This is a genomic window from Pseudomonas sp. ES4, assembly GCF_050586665.1.
GTDB lineage: Bacteria > Pseudomonadota > Gammaproteobacteria > Pseudomonadales > Pseudomonadaceae > Aquipseudomonas > Aquipseudomonas frederiksbergensis.
The window spans coordinates 1-18,607 of the sequence record NZ_JBOBDO010000001.1 but is presented as its reverse complement, the minus strand read 5'-3'; the positions used below and the strand labels follow the sequence as shown (position 1 = coordinate 18,607).

At 59.8% G+C, this 18,607-nt stretch carries 15 protein-coding genes; 13 read left to right on the top strand and 2 right to left on the bottom strand.

Annotation, left to right across the window (positions count from 1 at the left end; all coding sequences use genetic code 11):
• Positions 1–30: 30 nt before the first annotated feature.
• Both tssI and ACQ4OB_RS00070 read left to right on the top strand, forming a co-directional pair.
• Positions 31–2,088 (top strand): type VI secretion system tip protein TssI/VgrG, encoded by a 2,058-nt coding sequence (gene tssI, locus ACQ4OB_RS00075; RefSeq protein WP_430954914.1) that lies wholly within the window; start codon positions 31–33, stop codon positions 2,086–2,088.
• Entirely contained in the window at positions 2,085–2,933 is an 849-nt protein-coding gene (locus ACQ4OB_RS00070) for a DUF4123 domain-containing protein (protein ID WP_430954913.1), read from the top strand. Before tssI ends, ACQ4OB_RS00070 begins: the two co-directional genes overlap by 4 nt.
• Positions 2,934–2,947: 14 nt before the next feature.
• On the opposite strand, the gene ACQ4OB_RS00065 is transcribed toward ACQ4OB_RS00070, so the two are convergent.
• Both ACQ4OB_RS00065 and gap read right to left on the bottom strand, forming a co-directional pair.
• The gene (locus ACQ4OB_RS00065) at positions 2,948–3,412 is read right to left on the bottom strand and encodes a methylglyoxal synthase (RefSeq protein ID WP_074879404.1); all 465 of its coding nucleotides are present in this window, start codon (positions 3,410–3,412) and stop codon (positions 2,948–2,950) included.
• A gap of 27 nt (positions 3,413–3,439) precedes the next feature.
• Positions 3,440–4,441 carry a type I glyceraldehyde-3-phosphate dehydrogenase gene (gene gap / locus ACQ4OB_RS00060; RefSeq protein WP_074879402.1) on the bottom strand — a complete coding sequence of 334 codons (1,002 nt, stop codon included), beginning with the start codon at positions 4,439–4,441 and terminating at the stop codon, positions 3,440–3,442.
• 220 nt (positions 4,442–4,661) lie between these two features.
• On the opposite strand from gap, the gene edd reads away from it, so the two are divergent.
• The 11 genes from edd (at position 4,662) to ACQ4OB_RS00005 (ending at position 18,518) form a co-directional block, all read left to right on the top strand.
• Positions 4,662–6,488: a phosphogluconate dehydratase gene (gene edd, locus ACQ4OB_RS00055; RefSeq protein ID WP_074879399.1), complete on the top strand. Its 1,827-nt coding sequence runs from the start codon at positions 4,662–4,664 to the stop codon at positions 6,486–6,488.
• Complete coding sequence (locus tag ACQ4OB_RS00050) at positions 6,485–7,438, top strand: glucokinase (protein WP_074879396.1); 954 nt, start codon at positions 6,485–6,487, stop codon at positions 7,436–7,438. The genes edd and ACQ4OB_RS00050 overlap by 4 nt, the downstream gene beginning before the upstream one ends.
• A gap of 161 nt (positions 7,439–7,599) precedes the next feature.
• The gene (locus ACQ4OB_RS00045) at positions 7,600–8,331 is read left to right on the top strand and encodes a response regulator (protein WP_010457397.1); all 732 of its coding nucleotides are present in this window, start codon (positions 7,600–7,602) and stop codon (positions 8,329–8,331) included.
• Positions 8,321–9,790 (top strand): ATP-binding protein, encoded by a 1,470-nt coding sequence (locus ACQ4OB_RS00040; RefSeq protein ID WP_074879393.1) that lies wholly within the window; start codon positions 8,321–8,323, stop codon positions 9,788–9,790. The genes ACQ4OB_RS00045 and ACQ4OB_RS00040 overlap by 11 nt, the downstream gene beginning before the upstream one ends.
• Before the next feature lie 264 nt (positions 9,791–10,054).
• Entirely contained in the window at positions 10,055–11,314 is a 1,260-nt protein-coding gene (locus ACQ4OB_RS00035) for an AGE family epimerase/isomerase (RefSeq protein ID WP_430954912.1), read from the top strand.
• A gap of 117 nt (positions 11,315–11,431) precedes the next feature.
• Entirely contained in the window at positions 11,432–12,739 is a 1,308-nt protein-coding gene (locus ACQ4OB_RS00030) for an ABC transporter substrate-binding protein (protein ID WP_102616684.1), read from the top strand.
• Between the two features lie 158 nt (positions 12,740–12,897).
• Positions 12,898–13,806: a carbohydrate ABC transporter permease gene (locus tag ACQ4OB_RS00025; RefSeq protein ID WP_007902369.1), complete on the top strand. Its 909-nt coding sequence runs from the start codon at positions 12,898–12,900 to the stop codon at positions 13,804–13,806.
• Positions 13,799–14,644 carry a carbohydrate ABC transporter permease gene (locus tag ACQ4OB_RS00020; RefSeq protein ID WP_007902370.1) on the top strand — a complete coding sequence of 282 codons (846 nt, stop codon included), beginning with the start codon at positions 13,799–13,801 and terminating at the stop codon, positions 14,642–14,644. The genes ACQ4OB_RS00025 and ACQ4OB_RS00020 overlap by 8 nt, the downstream gene beginning before the upstream one ends.
• A 3-nt stretch (positions 14,645–14,647) precedes the next feature.
• A complete protein-coding gene (locus tag ACQ4OB_RS00015; RefSeq protein ID WP_074879386.1) occupies positions 14,648–15,808 on the top strand; it encodes an ABC transporter ATP-binding protein in 1,161 nt (386 codons plus the stop codon).
• A gap of 197 nt (positions 15,809–16,005) precedes the next feature.
• Positions 16,006–17,352 (top strand): carbohydrate porin, encoded by a 1,347-nt coding sequence (locus ACQ4OB_RS00010; protein ID WP_074879383.1) that lies wholly within the window; start codon positions 16,006–16,008, stop codon positions 17,350–17,352.
• 311 nt (positions 17,353–17,663) lie between these two features.
• On the top strand, positions 17,664–18,518 hold the full coding sequence (locus tag ACQ4OB_RS00005; RefSeq protein WP_430954911.1) for a D-hexose-6-phosphate mutarotase: 855 nt from the start codon (positions 17,664–17,666) through the stop codon (positions 18,516–18,518).
• Positions 18,519–18,607: the final 89 nt, after the last annotated feature.

Sequence of the window (18,607 nt, the reverse complement as noted above, 5' to 3'; positions counted from 1 at the left end):
GTGGCCAACCTGCATTTAAAGGACTATCCGATGCATGACTCAATCTCCAGGCCGCGCTTCTACTTTGATATCAGCGGCATGCAGCATGATTTTCAGGTCTTGGCCTTCAAAGCCAGTGAGTCGATCAGCCAGCCCTATGAGGTGACGCTGGAGTTGGTCAGTGAGCGGTCAAATCTCGACCTCGAGACGCCACTGCACAAGCCTGCATTCCTTGGCTTTGGTCCTCCCGGCGAGGGCTTGCACGGGCTGATTTATAATTTTGCGCAGCGCGAGACCGGTAATCGACTGACGCGCTACGAACTGACGTTAGTGCCTCAACTGGCGTATCTGGCGCTGTGCAGCGACCAGCGAATTTTTCAGCAACGCAGCGTCGAACAGATCATTACCGAAGTCCTAAACAAGCACGGCATGCTCGGCGATGCGTTCACGTTTCAGTTGGGTCCAAGCGTCTATCTGCCCCGTGAATACTGTGTTCAGTTCAATGAATCCGACCTGGGTTTTATCCAGCGGCTCTGTGAAGAGTCGGGCATTCACTACCATTTTCAGCACAGCCCACACGGGCACCTATTAGTGTTTGGGGATGATCAGACGTGCTTTCGACGGTTGGCTCCGTCCACTTTTCGACAAAAAAATGGTCAGGTCGCCGATCACCCGGTGATCGATACGTTCGGCGTGCGTTTCGCCACGCGTCCCAGCCAAGTGGCGATTCGTGACTATGACTTCGAAAAGCCGAACCGGCTTCTCGAACAGAAGAGCGAAAGCCCGGTCGTTCCGCCGCTGGAGGATTACCGGGCGCCGGGGCGTTTCAAAACCGGTGATGAGGGCAAGCGACTGGCTGCGCGCCAATTGGAGCAACATCGCAGCGATTACCGCCTGGCGGAAGGCGCCAGCGACCTCGGCAACTTGCACAGCGGCCATTACCTCGACATGACGGATCATCATCGTGCGCAATGGAATGACCTCTGGCTCCTGACCGAGGTGACGCATGAAGGCCTGCAATTGCAAGTGCTGGAAGAGGCAATGCCCAGCCAGATCCATACCGCGGATTTTCAAGGCTATCGCAACACCTTCGCCGCGACACCTTGGGATTCACCGTATCGACCGCCGAAAAAACACCCCAAGCCGACCATTTCCGGCAGTCAGACCGCCAAAGTCACCGGGCCGGCAGGAGAGGAGATTCACTGTGATGAATACGGTCGGGTCAAAGTTTGTTTTTACTGGGACCGTACCGACCCGCAAACCGACAAAAGCAGTTGCTGGTTAAGAGTCTCGACGGCTTTGGCTGGCGACGGCTACGGCGTGGTCAGTATTCCCCGTGTCGGCATGGAAGTGTTGGTCACCTTTATGGATGGCGACCCAGATCGGCCAGTAATTTCCGGTTGTTTGCCTCACCGTACCAACCCGGTGCCCTATCCACTGCCGCAGAACAAGACCCGAAGCGTCTTTCGTAGCCGCAGTTCGAGCAAGAGCACGGGGTTCAATGAATTGCATGTCGAAGATCGCGCGGGGCAAGAGTTGATCTACCTTCGGGCGCAACGTGATATGGAGCAAAAAATTGAAAACGACAGTCGGCTGGAAGTCGGTCGCGAGCGCCGGGAAACCATCAAGGGCACCAGCACCAGTGTGTTCGAGACCGAGGAACATCGCACGACGACAGGCGACCGTAAAACCCGACTGATGGCCAATGATCATCTGCACGTCGCACAAAGCAGCCATACCTATGTAGGCGAGGTGCTGGTTGCAGAGGCGGGTCAGGAAATTCATTTCAAGGCCGGTGTGAAGCTGGTGCTCGACGCAGGCCATAACATGACCTTGTGTGCTGGCGATCAGCATCTTGTGATCGATTCAAGTGGCATTTTCAGCAGTTGTGCAATCGAGGTGGGGGGCAGCCCCGCACGGGGGACGCTGGTGGCGCCGCTGGTACCGGGGGCAACGCAGGCTTTGACGACCCCGATCGAGCGAGCCCCGGTCATCGCCTTTGTCCAAAGGGTGCTGATGACATTGGCTGGCGAGCAATCGGCAGACTTCTGCCCGATCTGCGAGGCCTGTCGAGAGGGCGTTTGTTCAACCGAAGGAATCAGCGCATGAACAACCTGCCTGTTCAGTGGATGGCCGAGCAATCACAACGTGGCCGTCATCTGTGTTTGATTCTTGACTCCACGGCGGTGCCGGGGATCCATCAAGCTTTGTTGCACCAGCTGACACATGAACACTATCGCAGCGTCTACAGGGAAACCGCCGTTGCCGCGCTGTCCGTGGGCGGCCCGTTTATTTTTTCCATCGATAGTCTGAATCCGTCATCGCTCAATGAGTTGTTCGAAGGTCAGACGCGGGATTGGGGATGGCTGGCGAGCATCGAAAATCACTCGATCGCCATACTGGTGAAACATTGGCGCGAACGCCTGTTGATCGGGAAACGACCGCAGCAGGCGTTGTACCGTTTTCACGATAATCGGGTGTTGGCGCGAGCGTTGGCCCATCTTCCCGAGTCGGCGTATCCCGAATACCTGGGGCCGGTCATCAGTGCCTGTTACTGGCAGGGCGAACATTGGGCGACCGTAGACAATCCGGCGTCGGGCGAATACCCGGTCCCCGACGCTGCGCAATGGCTGGAGACCCCGGTACCGGTCAACCAGGAACGGGCGATTCTGTTGGTTAATGTGGGTCAGTACCTGTTGGCCGAGCACAGTGAGGACCTTGCCCGATTGCCGGAAGCGCTGTCGCCGAGAGCCTGGCTGATAGAACAACTCGACCTGGCACAGCGGTGGGGATGGCAGACGCCGGAGCAGCTGCATTTTTTGGTTGTCGAGCGCCTGAGGGAGACACACACGCCCGGCATCAAAAACTGGGAGCCGAGGCCTGAAGAGCACGCGCAGGCTCATTTTGAACGCCTGCGCGGCGAGCGATTCCCCGAGGTTAAAACCTGGCGATAGACCGCAGGCCTGTCTTAGCTCCGTCCCGACAGGTAGGTCGCGTAATCCGGGATGCGGTGTGGGTGAGCCTGCTCCATCAAGGGACTGCTGAGCAGGTAGTCGGCGCTGCATTCATTACACGCCACCGGAATGTTCCACACCGCCGCGACTCGCAACAATGCCTTGATATCCGGGTCGTGCGGTTGTGGTTCGAACGGGTCCCAGAAGAACACCAGCATGTCGACCCGCTGCTCGGCGATTCGCGCACCGAGTTGCTGGTCGCCGCCCAATGGGCCGCTGATCATGCTCTCCACAGGCAAATCCAGGCGTTGTTGCAACAACAACCCGGTGGTGCCGGTGGCGACCAGTTCATGCTGTGCGAGCCGGTCTTTCTGTCGCTCGGCCCAGTCCAGCAAAAACACCTTGCAGTGGTCATGGGCGACCAAGGCAATACGCTTGCGCGCTGCCATGGTCTTTTGCGTAAAGCTGATACCGATCATCGGTGCTGCTCCTGCTCGTAGCTTCGCTTACTCGGCGTTGCACAGCGCCAGGCAGTTATCGAGCATGCGGTTGGAGAAGCCCCATTCGTTGTCATACCAGGCCAGCACCTTGAGCAGCTTGCCGCTGGACTTGGTGTGGTTGGCGTCAAAGATCGACGACAGCGGGTTGTGGTTGAAGTCGCTGGAGACCAGCGGCAGGGTGTTGTAACCGAGAATCTTCGAGTGCTGGCTGGCTTCTTTCAGCAGCGCGTTCACTTCATCGGCCGACGCTTCGCGCTTGAGTTGCACGGTCAGGTCCACCAGTGACACGTTGATTACCGGCACGCGTACCGACATGCCGGTCAGTTTGCCCGCCAGTTCCGGCAGCACCAGACCGACGGCTTCAGCCGCGCCGGTTTTGCTCGGGATCATGTTCTGGGTGGCCGAACGCGCACGATACGGGTCGACATGATAGACGTCGGTCAGGTGCTGATCGTTGGTGTAGGCGTGAATAGTGGTCATCAGGCCGCTTTCGATACCCAGCTCGCGGTGCAACACCTGGGCCACCGGGGCCAGGCAGTTGGTGGTGCACGAAGCATTGGAAATGATCTGGTGCGATTGGCGCAGAATGTCGTGGTTAACGCCATACACCACCGTGGCGTCGGCACCTTTGGCCGGGGCGGAGATGATCACTTTGCGTGCACCGGCCGTAATATGCGCGGCGGCTTTGGCGCGATCGGTGAACAAACCGGTGCATTCGAATACAACGTCGATCTGCTCGGCAGCCCACGGCAGCTCGGCCGGGTTGCGAATGGCGCTGACAGAAATACGGTCACCGTTGACGGTCAAGCTTTCCCGATCATGCTGGACATCGGCATCGAACGTGCCGTGAACAGTGTCGTACTTGAGCAGATGAGCGTTCATCTCGCTGTCGCCCAGGTCATTGATGGCAACAATCTGCAGATCCTGGCGATACCCTTGGGTATACAGTGCGCGCAGGACGTTACGGCCAATTCGGCCAAAACCATTGATTGCGATTCGAAGAGTCATTTAACAGGGCCGCCGTCGTTTTGTTGTTGGAATTACAAGATTATTCGCATAAAAATAGAAAACAAGCCTTTTTAATGGCAATATTTTGTTCAATCTACAACGAGTGACCTGAATCAACTGGTCCGACCGATCAAGAAAACCGCCTGTCATCCCATCGACAACGGCTCTTGCTCAGCATAGACAATCAGGTCGCCACATCCGTTAGCCTGGAGTTCTAAACATGCATCCCCGCGTCCTTGAGGTCACCGAACGGCTTATCGCCCGTAGCCGCGCCACGCGTGAGGCTTACCTTGCACTGATTCGTGGTGCTGCCAGCGACGGTCCCATGCGCGGCAAGCTGCAATGCGCCAACTTCGCCCATGGCGTGGCCGGTTGCGGCACCGACGACAAGAACAGTCTGCGGATGATGAACTCCGCGAACATTGCGATTGTTTCGTCCTACAACGACATGCTCTCGGCGCACCAGCCGTACGAAGTCTTTCCTGAACAGATCAAAAAGGCCCTGCGCGAAATCGGCTCCGTCGGCCAGTTCGCCGGCGGCACCCCTGCGATGTGCGATGGCGTGACCCAAGGCGAGCCGGGCATGGAGCTGAGCCTGCCGAGCCGTGAAGTGATTGCGCTGTCGACCGCCGTGGCGCTGTCCCACAACATGTTCGACGGCGCGCTGATGCTCGGCATCTGCGACAAGATCGTCCCGGGTTTGATGATGGGCGCGCTGCGTTTCGGTCATCTGCCAACGATCTTCGTGCCGGGCGGGCCGATGGTCTCGGGCATTTCCAACAAGCAGAAAGCCGATGTGCGCCAGCGTTATGCCGAAGGCAAGGCCAGCCGCGAGGAACTGCTGGAATCGGAGATGAAGTCCTACCACAGCCCTGGCACCTGCACCTTCTACGGCACCGCCAACACTAATCAGTTGCTGATGGAAGTCATGGGCCTGCACTTGCCGGGCGCCTCTTTCGTCAACCCGAACACCCCGTTGCGCGATGCCCTGACCCGTGAAGCGGCGCATCAAGTCACGCGTCTGACCAAGCAGAACGGCGACTTCATGCCGATCGGCGAAATCGTCGACGAACGTTCACTGGTCAACTCCATCGTGGCCCTGCACGCCACTGGCGGCTCGACCAACCACACGCTGCACATGCCGGCGATCGCCATGGCGGCGGGCATTCAACTGACCTGGCAGGACATGGCCGACCTCTCCGAGGTGGTGCCGACCCTGAGCCACGTCTACCCGAACGGCAAAGCCGACATCAACCACTTCCAGGCGGCGGGCGGCATGTCGTTCCTGATCCGCGAACTGCTGGAAGCCGGCCTGCTCCACGAAAATGTCAACACCGTGCTCGGCCACGGCCTGAGCCGCTACACCGTGGAACCGTTCCTCGATAACGGCGAACTGGTCTGGCGCGAAGGCCCGATCGAAAGCCTCGACGAAACCATCCTGCGTCCGGTCGCTCGCGCGTTCTCGCCAGAGGGCGGCTTGCGGGTGATGGAAGGCAACCTCGGCCGCGGTGTCATGAAAGTGTCCGCCGTCGCGTTGGAAAACCAGGTCGTCGAAGCACCGGCCATGGTGTTCCAGGATCAGCAGGATCTGGCCGATGCGTTCAAGGCTGGTTTGCTGGAGAAGGATTTCGTCGCGGTAATGCGCTTCCAGGGCCCACGCTCCAACGGCATGCCGGAGCTGCACAAGATGACGCCGTTCCTCGGCGTGCTGCAGGATCGCGGCTTCAAAGTGGCGCTGGTCACCGACGGACGCATGTCCGGTGCGTCGGGGAAAATCCCGGCGGCGATTCACGTCAGTCCCGAAGCATATGTGGGCGGCGCTTTGGCGCGGGTGCAGGAGGGCGATATCATTCGCGTCGATGGCGTCAAAGGCACTCTGGAGCTTAAGGTGGACGCCGAAGAATTCGCAGCGCGCGAACCTGCCAAAGGCCTATTGGGCAACAACATCGGCAGCGGTCGCGAACTGTTTGGTTTCATGCGCATGGCCTTCAGCTCCGCAGAGCAGGGCGCCAGCGCCTTTACTTCTGCCCTGGAGACGCTTAATTGAAACTGGCTTTGGTCGGTGACATCGGTGGCACCAACGCACGTTTCGCGTTGTGGAAAAACCAGCAGCTGGAATCGGTCCAGGTGCTGGCAACGGCCGACCATGCCAGCCCGGAAGAGGCGATTGCCCTCTACCTGAGCGGGCTTGGCCTGGCGCCGGGTTCGATCGGTTCGGTGTGCCTGTCGGTCGCCGGCCCGGTGAGCGGTGATGAATTCAAGTTCACCAATAATCACTGGCGACTTAGCCGCAAGGGGTTTTGCAAGGCCTTGCAGGTGGATCAACTGTTGCTGGTCAACGACTTCTCGGCGATGGCGCTGGGCATGACCCGTTTGCAGCCCGGCGAATTTCGCGTGGTCTGTGAAGGCACGCCGGAACCGCTGCGGCCGGCGGTGGTGATCGGTCCGGGGACCGGCCTCGGTGTTGGCACGTTGCTGGATCTGGGTGAAGGACGGTTTGCCGCGTTGCCGGGGGAGGGAGGTCACGTCGATTTGCCGCTGAGCAGCCCGCGGGAAACACAGTTGTGGCAGCACATCTTCAATGAGATCGGCCATGTCAGCGCTGAAACGGCCTTGAGCGGCAGCGGTTTGCCGCGGGTTTACCGGGCGATTTGTGCGGTGGACGGACATGAACCGGTGCTCGATACCCCGGAGTCGATCACGGCGGCCGGCCTGGCCGGTGACCCGATTGCCCTGGAAGTGCTTGAGCAGTTCTGCTGCTGGCTGGGCCGTGTGGCCGGCAACAACGTGCTGACCACAGGCGCGCGCGGCGGTGTGTACATCGTCGGCGGGGTGATTCCACGGTTCGCCGATTTCTTCATCGAAAGCGGCTTTGCCCGGTGCTTTGCCGACAAGGGCTGCATGAGCGATTACTTCAAAGGCATCCCGGTGTGGCTGGTGACGGCGCCGTATTCCGGCCTTGTTGGCGCGGGTGTGGCGCTGGAGCAAGCACAGTAATGATCGTTCCCACGCTCCTGCGTGGGAATGCAGCCCGTGACGCTCCGCGTCACTGGACGCGGAGCGTCCCTTGAGGCATTCCCACGCAGAGCGTGGGAACGATCGAATTTACGCACGATCAGGCATAATCCGCCCAATTCAAACAACAAGGACGCCGCCCCGTGAGCTCAGTCAACAAGTCGATTTTGTTGGTCGATGACGATCAAGAGATACGCGAGTTGCTGGACACCTACCTGACCCGCGCCGGTTTCCAGGTTCGTACCACGCCCGACGGCGCAGGCTTTCGTCAGGCGATGAACGAGGCGCCGAGCGATCTGGTGATCCTCGATGTGATGCTGCCGGACGAAGACGGCTTCAGCCTCTGCCGCTGGATCCGTCAGCACCCGCGTCAGGCTCAGGTGCCGATCATCATGCTCACGGCCAGCTCCGACGAAGCCGACCGCGTCATCGGTCTGGAACTGGGCGCCGACGATTACCTCGGCAAACCCTTCAGCCCGCGTGAATTGCAGGCGCGCATCAAAGCCCTGTTGCGTCGTGCGCAGTTCGGGCAGGAGCGCTCCGGTGGTGAAGTGCTGGCCTTCGATGACTGGCGGCTGGACATGGTCAGCCATCGCCTGTTCCACATCGACGGCGAAGAAGTGATTCTCTCCGGTGCGGATTTCGCGCTGCTGAAACTGTTCCTCGATCACCCTCAGGAAATCCTCGACCGCGACACCATCGGCAACGCCACCCGTGGTCGTGACTTGATGCCGCTCGACCGCATCGTCGATATGGCCGTCAGCCGTTTGCGCCAGCGTCTGCGCGACACCGAAAAACCGCCGCGGCTGATCCGTACCGTGCGCGGCAGCGGCTACCAACTGGCCGCCAATGTGGTTGCCAGCAATGGCCACTGAATTTTTCCGCAAACTCGCCGCACGGATTCCCGTGCCGCGTTCGTTGCTCGGGCGGATGTTGCTGCTGACGCTGTTGGCAGTGTTGTTCGCCCAGACGTTGTCGAGCGTGATCTGGGTCTCGCAATTGCGCGCCACCCAACTTGAAGGCCTGGTCACCAGCGCCCGTAGCCTCGCTCATTCGATGACCGCCAGCGTCAGTTATTTTCGCTCGCTGCCGGTAGCGTTTCGGCCATTGGTACTCGACCAGTTGCGCAGCATGGGCGGCACCCGTTTTGTGGTGACGCTCAACGACAAACCCTTGGGCATGGAAGTGCTGCCGATCACCCCGCGCAAGGAAGCCGTGCTCAAAGCGGTGGATGAAGTGCTGCGCCAGTCCCTGGGCCAGGACACGGATATCTCGGTGACGTTCGTCAGTCCTGAAGACCTGCGGATCTTCAACGGCGGCCTGAAACTCGATGAATTGCCGCGCTCCTGGGCGCACTACGCGCTGACCCTGGAACCGGTGAACCCGCCAGTATTGGTCACGCAAATCCAGATGGCGCCGGGCGAGTGGCTGTACATCGCCTCGCTGTTGCCCGAGCCCTACACCAGTCTTGAAGAGCAAGGCCTGCCGGCGCAGCAAGTCTGGTTCATCGTGCTCACGAGCGGCTTCTTGCTGTTGTTCATCGGCCTGCTGGTGCACTGGCAGAGCCGGCCGCTCAAGCGTTTGGCGCGGGCAGCACGGGACATGTCCCTTGGCGCGGAAGTCGAGCCAGTGGCAGAGGGTGGCGGCAGTGAAGTGGTCGAAGTCGGCCGCGCCTTCAATGCGATGCGCGAACGCATCAGCCGTTACCTGACCGAGCGCAGCCAGTTGTTCAGCGCGATTTCCCATGACTTGCGCACGCCGATTACCCGCTTGCGGTTACGCGTTGAACTGCTCGAAGACGAAACGCTGCAAGCCAAGTTCGGCCGTGATCTGGATGAGCTGGAGCTGCTGGTCAAAGGCGCGCTGCAATGCGTGAAAGACACCGACATCCACGAAAACATCGAGCCGGTGGACCTCAACCATGTCCTTGATTGCCTGGTGGAGCCGTACCTGGCGCCCAACGGCAATGGTCGCGTCACTCAGCAAGGGCGTGCGCTGGCGGCGTATCCGGGGAAGCCGCTGGCGCTCAAGCGTTGCATCGGCAACCTGATCGACAATGCCTTGAAGTATGGGCAGAAAGCGCATTTGCACATTGATGACGACCAGAGTGCGTTCATCCTGCATGTGGACGATGAAGGGCCTGGCGTGCCGGAACAGCGGATGGAGCAGGTGTTCGAGCCGCACTTTCGCCTGGCCGGACAGCAGCAGGGTTATGGGTTGGGGTTGGGGATTGCGCGAAATATTGCGCATAGCCATGGCGGTGAGGTCAGCCTGCAGAATTTGCGCGAAGGCGGGTTGCGGGTGACGTTGCAGTTACCGCGTAGTGTTGATTAGCCTGTGGCGAGGGGGCTTGCCCCCGTTGGACCGCGAAGCGGTCCTAAACAGTCACCACGGTTTACCTGGAAGAAATGTATTGGCAGGTTTTGCGACTGCTTCGCAGCCGAACGGGGGCAAGCCCCCTCGCCACAAGTAATCGCTCACCCCAATATCTCGGTCAATGTCACAACCCGGTGACATAACTCGCCCCCTTCGTTACAAGCCCGCCACCGCCCGTTGTTTAGACTGCCCCCAGTCATAACAACAAAAAAAGGCAGCCCCATGGACATCTTCCAACCCGCTTTCAGCAGTTGGCTGAACGCCCCCGCCCATCAGCAATGGCTCGCCGCCGAAGGCCTGCGCCTGCTGGCGTTTGCCAAGGCTTCGAAGCTTTTCGAAGGTTTCGGCAATCTTGATGAAAAGGGCTACCTTGCGGCCAACGCCCACGCCGAAACCATGAACACCGCGCGCATGACCCACAGCTTCGCCATGGCCCACATCCAGGGCTTGCCGGGTTTCGCCGAGCTGGTGGATCACGGCGTCAAAGCCCTCAGCGGCCCATTGCGTGACGCCGAACACGGCGGCTGGTTCGCTGCTCCCGAGCATCGTGACGGCAACACCGATAAAGCCGCTTACCTGCACGCCTTCGTCGCGCTGGCCGCCAGTTCTGCGGTGGTCGCTCAGCGTCCCGGCGCGCAGGCCTTGCTCGACGATGCCATCGACATCATCGACACGCATTTCTGGAGCGAGGAGGAGGGCGCGATGCGCGAATCCTTCAACCGCGACTGGAGTGAAGAGGAAAGCTATCGCGGCGCCAACAGCAACATGCACGCCACCGAAGCCTTTCTCGCGCTGGCCGATGTCACCGACGATAACCGCTGGCTGGTCCGCGCCCAGCGCATCGTCGAGCGGGTGATCCACGGTCACGCCGCTGCCAACGATTACTTGGTGGTCGAGCATTTCGACCGCGACTGGCAACCCTTGCGCGAATACAACCACGACAACCCGGCCGATGGTTTTCGCCCCTACGGCACCACGCCAGGCCACGGTTTCGAATGGGCGCGGTTGATGCTGCATCTCGAAGCGGCGCGGGTTAAGGCCGGGATGCTCACGCCAGGCTGGCTCGCCGGCGACGCGCAAAAACTCTTCGACCACAACTGCCGTCACGGCTGGGATGTCGACGGGGCGCCCGGGATTGTCTACACCCTCGACTGGGACAATCGCGCCGTGGTTCGCCATCGCCTGCACTGGACCCATTGCGAAGCCAGCGCCGCCGCCAGCGCGCTGCTAAAACGCACAGGCGATGCGCAATACGAACGCTGGTACCGACTTTTCTGGGAATTCTGCGACAGCCATTTCATCGACCGCGAAAGCGGCAGCTGGTACCACGAACTCGATCCGCAGAACCGCCCGAGCGCCGATATCTGGGCCGGTAAACCCGATCTTTATCACGCCTGGCAAGCCGTGTTGATCCCGCGATTGCCTCTGGCGCCAAGCTTGGCGACTGCCCTGGCACAGTTATCCCAGAGCGCTCCTGTGTAACCATGTGGTGACATTCGAACGTCCCTTCGTTACCTGCGAAGGGGCATCCCCTGTTTAGAATCCTATGCAGCGCAAGCACCAGACTTGCATGCATAACAACAAGAAAGGTACTACTAGATGAATGCGATTTCTCGCCTCGCTACTGTCATTTCTCTCGCGTCACTGCTTCCCCTGTCTGCATTCCCGCTGAGTGCGCTTGCCGCCGATTCCAAAGGTTCGGTGGAAGTCGTTCACTGGTGGACCTCTGGTGGTGAAAAGGCCGCGGTCGATGTCCTGAAGGCTCAAGTCGAAAAAGACGGCTTTACCTGGAAGGACGGCGCAGTCGCCGGTGGCGGCGGTTCCACTGCCATGACCGTACTCAAAAGCCGCGCCGTCGCCGGTAACCCGCCGGGCGTTGCCCAGATCAAAGGTCCGGACATCCAGGAGTGGGGCAGCACTGGCCTGCTCAGCACCGACACCCTCAAAGACGTTGCCAAGTCCGAAGGCTGGGATGGCCTGCTGTCGAAAAAAGTCTCCGACACCGTCAAGTACGAAGGTGACTACGTCGCCGTGCCGGTGAACATTCACCGCGTCAACTGGCTGTGGATCAACCCGGAAGTCTTCAAGAAAGCCGGGATCGAAAAAGCCCCGACCACCCTCGAAGAATTCTATGCCGCTGGCGACAAGCTCAAAGCCGCAGGCTTCATCGCGCTTGCCCACGGTGGCCAGCCTTGGCAGGACAGCACCGTGTTTGAAGACGTGGTGCTCTCGGTCATGGGCGCCGACGGTTACAAGAAAGCCCTGGTAGACCTGGATCAGAAAACCCTCTCGGGCGCCGAGATGACCAAGTCGTTCACCGAGCTGAAAAAACTCACCGGCTACATGGACCCGAACCGCGCCGGTCGTGACTGGAACATCGCTGCCGCCGACGTCATCAACGGCAAGGCCGGCATGCAGATGATGGGCGACTGGGCGAAGAGCGAATGGACCGCTGCCAATAAAGTAGCCGGCAAGGACTATCAGTGCGTGCCATTCCCGGGCACCGAAAAAGCCTTCACCTACAACATCGACTCGATGGCTGTGTTCAAGCTCAAGGCCGATCGCAAAGGCGACATCGCCGCTCAGCAGGATCTGGCCAAGGTCGCGCTGGGTAAAGACTTCCAGAAAGTCTTCAGCATCAACAAAGGCTCGATCCCGGTGCGCACCGACATGCTTAACGACATGAGCACGCTGGGCTTCGATTCTTGCGCTCAAGCGTCCGCCAAGGATTTCCTTGCAGACGAGAAGACGGGCGGCCTGCAACCGAGCATGGCGCACAACATGGCCACTTCCCTGGCTGTGCAGGGCGCGATCTTCGATGTGGTCACCAACTTCATGAACGACAAGAACGCTGACCCGGCCAAGGCCAGCGCCCAACTGGCATCGGCCGTCAAAGCCGCCCAGTAATCCCTGACGCCGCGTGACCCTGTGTGGGAGCGGGCTTGCTCGCGATAGCTGACTGACATTCAACATGGATGTCGACGGATACACCGCTATCGCGAGCAGGCTCACTCCTACAAGGGATCGCCGTGCCGATTTCTTTCCTCTTCACCTGGATTATCCCGATGAGCTCTGTGGCGGTTTTCAGCAAAGCCTCACCGTTCGACGCATTGCAGCGCTGGCTTCCCAAGCTGGTTTTGGCGCCAAGCATGCTGATCGTCCTGGTTGGTTTTTACGGTTACATCATCTGGACATTCGTTCTGTCCTTCACCAATTCGAGCTTCATGCCGAGCTACAAATGGGTCGGCCTGCAGCAATACATCCGCCTGATGGACAACGATCGCTGGTGGGTCGCGAGCAAGAACCTCGCGGTGTTCGGCGGCATGTTCATCGGCATCAGCCTGGTGCTGGGGGTGTTCCTCGCGGTGCTGCTGGATCAGCGCATTCGCAAGGAAGGCTTCATCCGCACCGTTTACCTGTACCCGATGGCGCTCTCGATGATCGTCACCGGTACCGCGTGGAAATGGCTGCTCAACCCAGGCCTGGGCCTGGACAAGATGCTGCGTGACTGGGGCTGGGAAGGCTTTCGTCTCGACTGGCTGGTGGATCAGGATCGCGTGGTGTATTGCCTGGTGATAGCCGCCGTTTGGCAAGCCTCCGGGTTTGTGATGGCGATGTTCCTGGCCGGCCTGCGGGGTGTCGATCAATCGATCATCCGAGCTGCGCAAGTCGACGGAGCGAGCCTGCCGACCATCTACCTGAAGATCGTATTGCCGAGCCTGCGCCCGGTGTTCTTCAGCGCCTTCATGATCCTCGCGCACATCGCGATCAAGAGCTTCGACCTGGTGGCGGCCATGACCGCTGGCGGCCCGGGCTACTCGTCCGACCTGCCCGCGATGTTCATGTATTCCTTCACCTTCAGCCGTGGCCAGATGGGCATTGGTTCGGCGAGCGCCATGATGATGCTCGGCGCGATCCTGGCGATTCTGGTGCCGTACCTGTACTCCGAATTGCGAGGCAAACGCCATGAGTAATCAACTCGGAAAACCGGCGATCAGCTTCAGCCGCATCGCAATCTACGCCACGCTGTTGCTGGCCGCGGCGATCTACCTGATCCCGCTGGTGGTGATGCTGCTGACCAGTTTCAAATCCCCGGAAGACATCCGCACCGGCAACCTGCTGAGCTGGCCGCAAGTGATTGACGGCATCGGCTGGATCAAGGCCTGGGACAGTGTCGGCAGCTACTTCTGGAACTCGGTGAAAATCACCGTGCCGGCGGTTCTGATCTCCACGTTCATCGGTGCCATGAACGGTTATGTGCTGTCGATGTGGCGTTTCCGCGGTTCGCAACTGTTCTTCGGCCTGTTGTTGTTCGGCTGCTTCCTGCCGTTCCAGACCGTGCTCCTGCCAGCCTCGTTCACCCTCGGCAAGATCGGCCTGGCCAACACCACCACCGGCCTGGTGCTGGTGCATGTGGTTTACGGCCTGGCGTTCACCACGCTGTTCTTCCGCAACTACTACGTGAGCATTCCGGATGCGCTGGTCAAGGCAGCGCGGCTGGATGGCGCGGGCTTCTTCACGATTTTCTGGAAGATCCTGCTGCCGATGTCGATCCCGATCGTGATGGTCTGCCTGATCTGGCAGTTCACCCAGATCTGGAATGACTTCCTGTTCGGCGTGGTCTTCGCCAGTGGCGATGCACAGCCGATTACCGTGGCCCTGAACAACCTGGTCAACACCAGCACTGGGGCCAAGGAATACAACGTTGATATGGCTGCCGCGATGATCGCTGGGCTGCCGACACTGCTGGTCTACATATTCGCTGGCAAGTATTTCCTGCGTGGGCTGACGTCCGGCGCGGTCAAGGGGTAGAACATGGCAACTCTCGAATTACGCAACGTCAACAAGACCTACGGTGCCGGTTTGCCGGACACCCTGAAAAATATCGAACTGAAGATCAATGACGGTGAGTTCCTGATCCTGGTCGGTCCATCGGGCTGTGGTAAGTCCACGCTGATGAACTGCATCGCCGGTCTGGAAAACATCAGCGGCGGCGCGATCCTGGTGGACGACGCCGACATCAGCGGCATGAGCCCCAAAGATCGCGACATCGCCATGGTGTTCCAGTCCTACGCGCTGTACCCGACGATGAGCGTGCGCGACAACATCGCGTTCGGCTTGAAGATTCGCAAAATGCCCGCCGCCGAAATCGACGAAGAAGTCGCTCGTGTGGCCAAGCTGTTGCAGATCGAACATTTGCTCGCCCGCAAACCCGGCCAGCTCTCCGGTGGTCAGCAACAGCGCGTGGCAATGGGCCGGGCGCTGGCGCGGCGGCCGAAGATTTACCTGTTCGACGAACCGCTGTCCAACCTCGACGCCAAGCTGCGCGTCGAGATGCGCACCGAAATGAAACTGATGCACCAGCGCCTGAAAACCACCACGGTCTACGTGACCCACGACCAGATCGAAGCCATGACCCTGGGCGACAAAGTGGCGGTGATGAAGGACGGGATCATCCAGCAGTTCGGCACGCCCAAAGACATCTACAACAACCCGGCCAACCTGTTCGTGGCGAGCTTCATCGGTTCGCCGCCGATGAACTTCATCCCCCTGCGCTTGCAGCGCAAGGAAGGTCGTCTGGTGGCGCTGCTCGACAGCGGTCAGGCGCGCTGCGAATTGCCGCTGGGCATGCAGGACGCCGGTCTCGAAGACCGCGAAGTGATCCTCGGCATGCGCCCGGAGCAGATCGTTTTGGCCGGCAGTGAGCCCAATGGTTTGCCGACCATTCGTGCCGAAGTCCAGGTCACCGAGCCAACCGGTCCCGACACCCTGGTGTTCGTCAATCTCAATGACACCAAAGTCTGCTGCCGTCTGGCGCCGGACGTTGCACCGGCCGTGGGCGAGACCCTGACCCTGCAATTCGATCCATCGAAAGTGCTGTTGTTCGATGCCAAGACCGGTGAACGCCTGGGGGTGGCCGGCCTGCCAAAAACCGAAGCTCACAGCGCCAACGTCGCCCAGTTCAAAGGCCGCTGAAAATAAAAAAATGTGGGAGTGAGCCTGCTCGCGATGACGGACTGACATTCAGCATCGATGTCGACTGATACACCGCTATCGCGAGCAGGCTCGCTCCCACAGGGGGGAAATCCATGGCGGGTGGTCTGTAGTCCGTCGTAACCGATGTCACCGCGTTAGATAAAAACAGTTAATAACAATAAAACGAGGATGTAGGGATGAAGAAGAACAACAACGCTCAGCTTATCTGCCAGTTGTCAGCCGTTGCGGCAATGATGTTGGCCGGCAGCGTACATGCGGCTGACGCGTTCAGCGCCGATTCCGAATGGATGACCGGTGATTGGGGTGGCGAGCGGACCAGGCTGATCGAGCAGGGTATCGACATCAAGATGGACTACGTCGGTGAAGTGGGCGCCAACCTCCACGGCGGCTACAACGACGACAAGACGGCGCGTTACGCCGACCAGTTTGGTCTGGGCGTGGCGCTGGACCTGCAAAAACTGTGGGGCTGGGATAACACCCAGGCCAAGATCCAGCTCACCAACCGTAACGGTGAGAACATTTCCAATGACCGCGTCGGCGACCCGCGTGCCGGCACCTTGAGTTCGTCCCAGGAAGTCTACGGCCGCGGCCATATGGTCCGCCTGACCCAACTGTGGATCAAACACCAGTTCCTCGACGGCAAACTGGACGTCAAGGCCGGTTACTTCGGCGAAGGCGAAGACTTCAACACCTTCCCGTGCGAGTTCCAGAACCTGGCGTTCTGCGGTTCCCAGGCGGGTAACTGGGCAACCAACATCTGGTACAACTGGCCGGTCATGCAGGCTGCAGTCCGCGTGAAGTACAACATTTCGCCTGAGTTCTATGCGCAGATCGGCGCGTACAACCAGAACCCGTCGCAACTGGAGCATGGTAACGGCTTCAAGCTGAGCGGCAGTGGTACCAAGGGCACCGTCTTGCCGGTCGAACTGGTCTGGTTGCCGAACCCTGGCAACCTGCCGGGCGAATACCGTGTCGGTTACTACAAAAGCACGGCCAACGCCGATGACGTCCGCAAGGATGCCGACGGCAATGACGCAGCCACCAGCGGTAATGCCTATCGCAGCCACGATAGCAAACACGGCTACTGGTTCGTGGCGCAGCAACAACTCACCAGCCACAACGGTGACGCGTCCCGCGGTCTGAACATCGCAGCCAACGCCACTTTCCACGACAAGGACACCAACTTCGTCGACAACTATCAGTCGCTGATGTTTGTGTACAAAGGCCCGTTCGATGCACGTCCGAAAGATGACATGGGTATCGGTTTCGCCCGTATCCATGTCAACGATGACGTGAAGAAAAACGCCGAGCTGGTCAACGCCGCCAATGGCGTCACCGACTACCAAGATCCGCTGTTCTCGCCGCTGCGTAGCACCGAGTACAACTACGAGATCAACTACGGCTTCCACGTTACCAACTGGCTGACCGTGCGTCCTAACCTGCAATACATCACTCACCCGGGTGGTGTTGATGAAGTGGACAACGCGCTGGTCGCCGGCCTGAAAATTCAGTCGGTGTTCTAACGCTGTTGCGATAAGCTCCTCTCTATGTGCGCATTTTTGCGGACAGCCATGGCTGTCCGCTTTTTTTTGGGGCTGATCCGCCAGGCGGCTGGCGAAAGCATCGTGGCGAGGGAGCTTGCTCCCGCTCGGCTGCGAAGCAGTCGTAAACGCGGCGAATGCGGTTTGCCTGAAGCACCGCAGTGAATGGTTTTAGGGCAGCTTCGCAGCCCAGCGGGAGCAAGCTCCCTCGCCACAGAGACATTCACTGGCTACAAAAGCGCTGTTGTTTTCAGAGATGGTGAGTACACCCATGATTTTCAGGACCGTGGCACATGCATGAGCATCCGCTACAACGCTTCTTCAAATCCTTGCGCGAACGTCCGGTGTTTGCGTGGGAGCGCTATCAGAAGCGCGACGTGCTGGTGATCGACCATCCGCTGTGTCAGGCGGTGTTCAGTCGCCAGGGTGCGCAATTGCTGCACTTCCAGCCAAAGGGCCAGAAACCCTGGCTCTGGTGCGCGGCGAAGTGGCCGCAGGTCGGTGCGATTCGTGGTGGCGTTCCGGTGTGCTGGCCGTGGTATGGCCGTCATCCGAGCGAAAACGCCTGGCCTTCCCATGGTTGGGCACGGTTGATCGACTGGAAGCTGCTGGACAGCAGCACTGATGACGACGGCGTGCGCTTGCACTGGCAACTTCAGTTGTGCGACTGGCAAGTAGACCTGCACGCGCATTTGGGCGAACGCATGGATTTGCGCCTGAGCACCGAGCATCAGGACAGCCTGCCGTGCCAATTGAGTCAGGCGTTGCATGCGTATTGGCGTATTGGCGACGTCGGCGAGGTAGCGCTGTCTGGCCTGGACGGGGCCCAGGGTTACGACCAGTTGAATCGGCAGATTTGTCATCAGGAAGGCGAATTGCGGGTAGAGGGTGGCTGTCAGCGGGTGTTCCAGCATGACGGTGAATTACAGCTCAAGGACCACGCCTGGCAGCGCGAGTTGTGCATCGATACGGGAGACAGGGCGGACACGGTGGTCTGGCATCCGGGCTCGCGACCGTTGCTGGGCGTGAGCTGGAATGAGATTTCCGAGTTTGTGTGCGTTGAAGCGGCGAGTGGCGGGACCGATAGCTTGAGCCTGGCACCGGGGGAGAGGGCGCATTTGAGTTTGCAGGCGCGGGTTGGGGCGTGATGATCGTTCCCACGCTCTGCGTGGGAATGCAGCCCGTGACGCTCCGCGTCACTGGACGCGGAGCGTCCCTAGAGGCATTCCCACGCAGA

Bases quoted from the DNA above. Each gene is read 5' to 3' on its own strand.
- tssI (WP_430954914.1), top strand. From the start codon at position 31: ATGCATGACTCAATCTCCAGGCCGCGCTTCTACTTTGATATCAGCGGC.
- ACQ4OB_RS00020 (WP_007902370.1), top strand. From the start codon at position 13,799: ATGAGTAATCAACTCGGAAAACCGGCGATCAGCTTCAGCCGCATCGCA.
- ACQ4OB_RS00010 (WP_074879383.1), top strand. From the start codon at position 16,006: ATGAAGAAGAACAACAACGCTCAGCTTATCTGCCAGTTGTCAGCCGTT.
- gap (WP_074879402.1), bottom strand. From the start codon at position 4,441: ATGACTCTTCGAATCGCAATCAATGGTTTTGGCCGAATTGGCCGTAAC.
- ACQ4OB_RS00005 (WP_430954911.1), top strand. From the start codon at position 17,664: ATGCATGAGCATCCGCTACAACGCTTCTTCAAATCCTTGCGCGAACGT.
- ACQ4OB_RS00040 (WP_074879393.1), top strand. From the start codon at position 8,321: ATGGCCACTGAATTTTTCCGCAAACTCGCCGCACGGATTCCCGTGCCG.
- ACQ4OB_RS00015 (WP_074879386.1), top strand. From the start codon at position 14,648: ATGGCAACTCTCGAATTACGCAACGTCAACAAGACCTACGGTGCCGGT.
- ACQ4OB_RS00030 (WP_102616684.1), top strand. From the start codon at position 11,432: ATGAATGCGATTTCTCGCCTCGCTACTGTCATTTCTCTCGCGTCACTG.
- ACQ4OB_RS00065 (WP_074879404.1), bottom strand. From the start codon at position 3,412: ATGATCGGTATCAGCTTTACGCAAAAGACCATGGCAGCGCGCAAGCGT.
- ACQ4OB_RS00035 (WP_430954912.1), top strand. From the start codon at position 10,055: ATGGACATCTTCCAACCCGCTTTCAGCAGTTGGCTGAACGCCCCCGCC.
- ACQ4OB_RS00025 (WP_007902369.1), top strand. From the start codon at position 12,898: ATGAGCTCTGTGGCGGTTTTCAGCAAAGCCTCACCGTTCGACGCATTG.
- ACQ4OB_RS00070 (WP_430954913.1), top strand. From the start codon at position 2,085: ATGAACAACCTGCCTGTTCAGTGGATGGCCGAGCAATCACAACGTGGC.
- edd (WP_074879399.1), top strand. From the start codon at position 4,662: ATGCATCCCCGCGTCCTTGAGGTCACCGAACGGCTTATCGCCCGTAGC.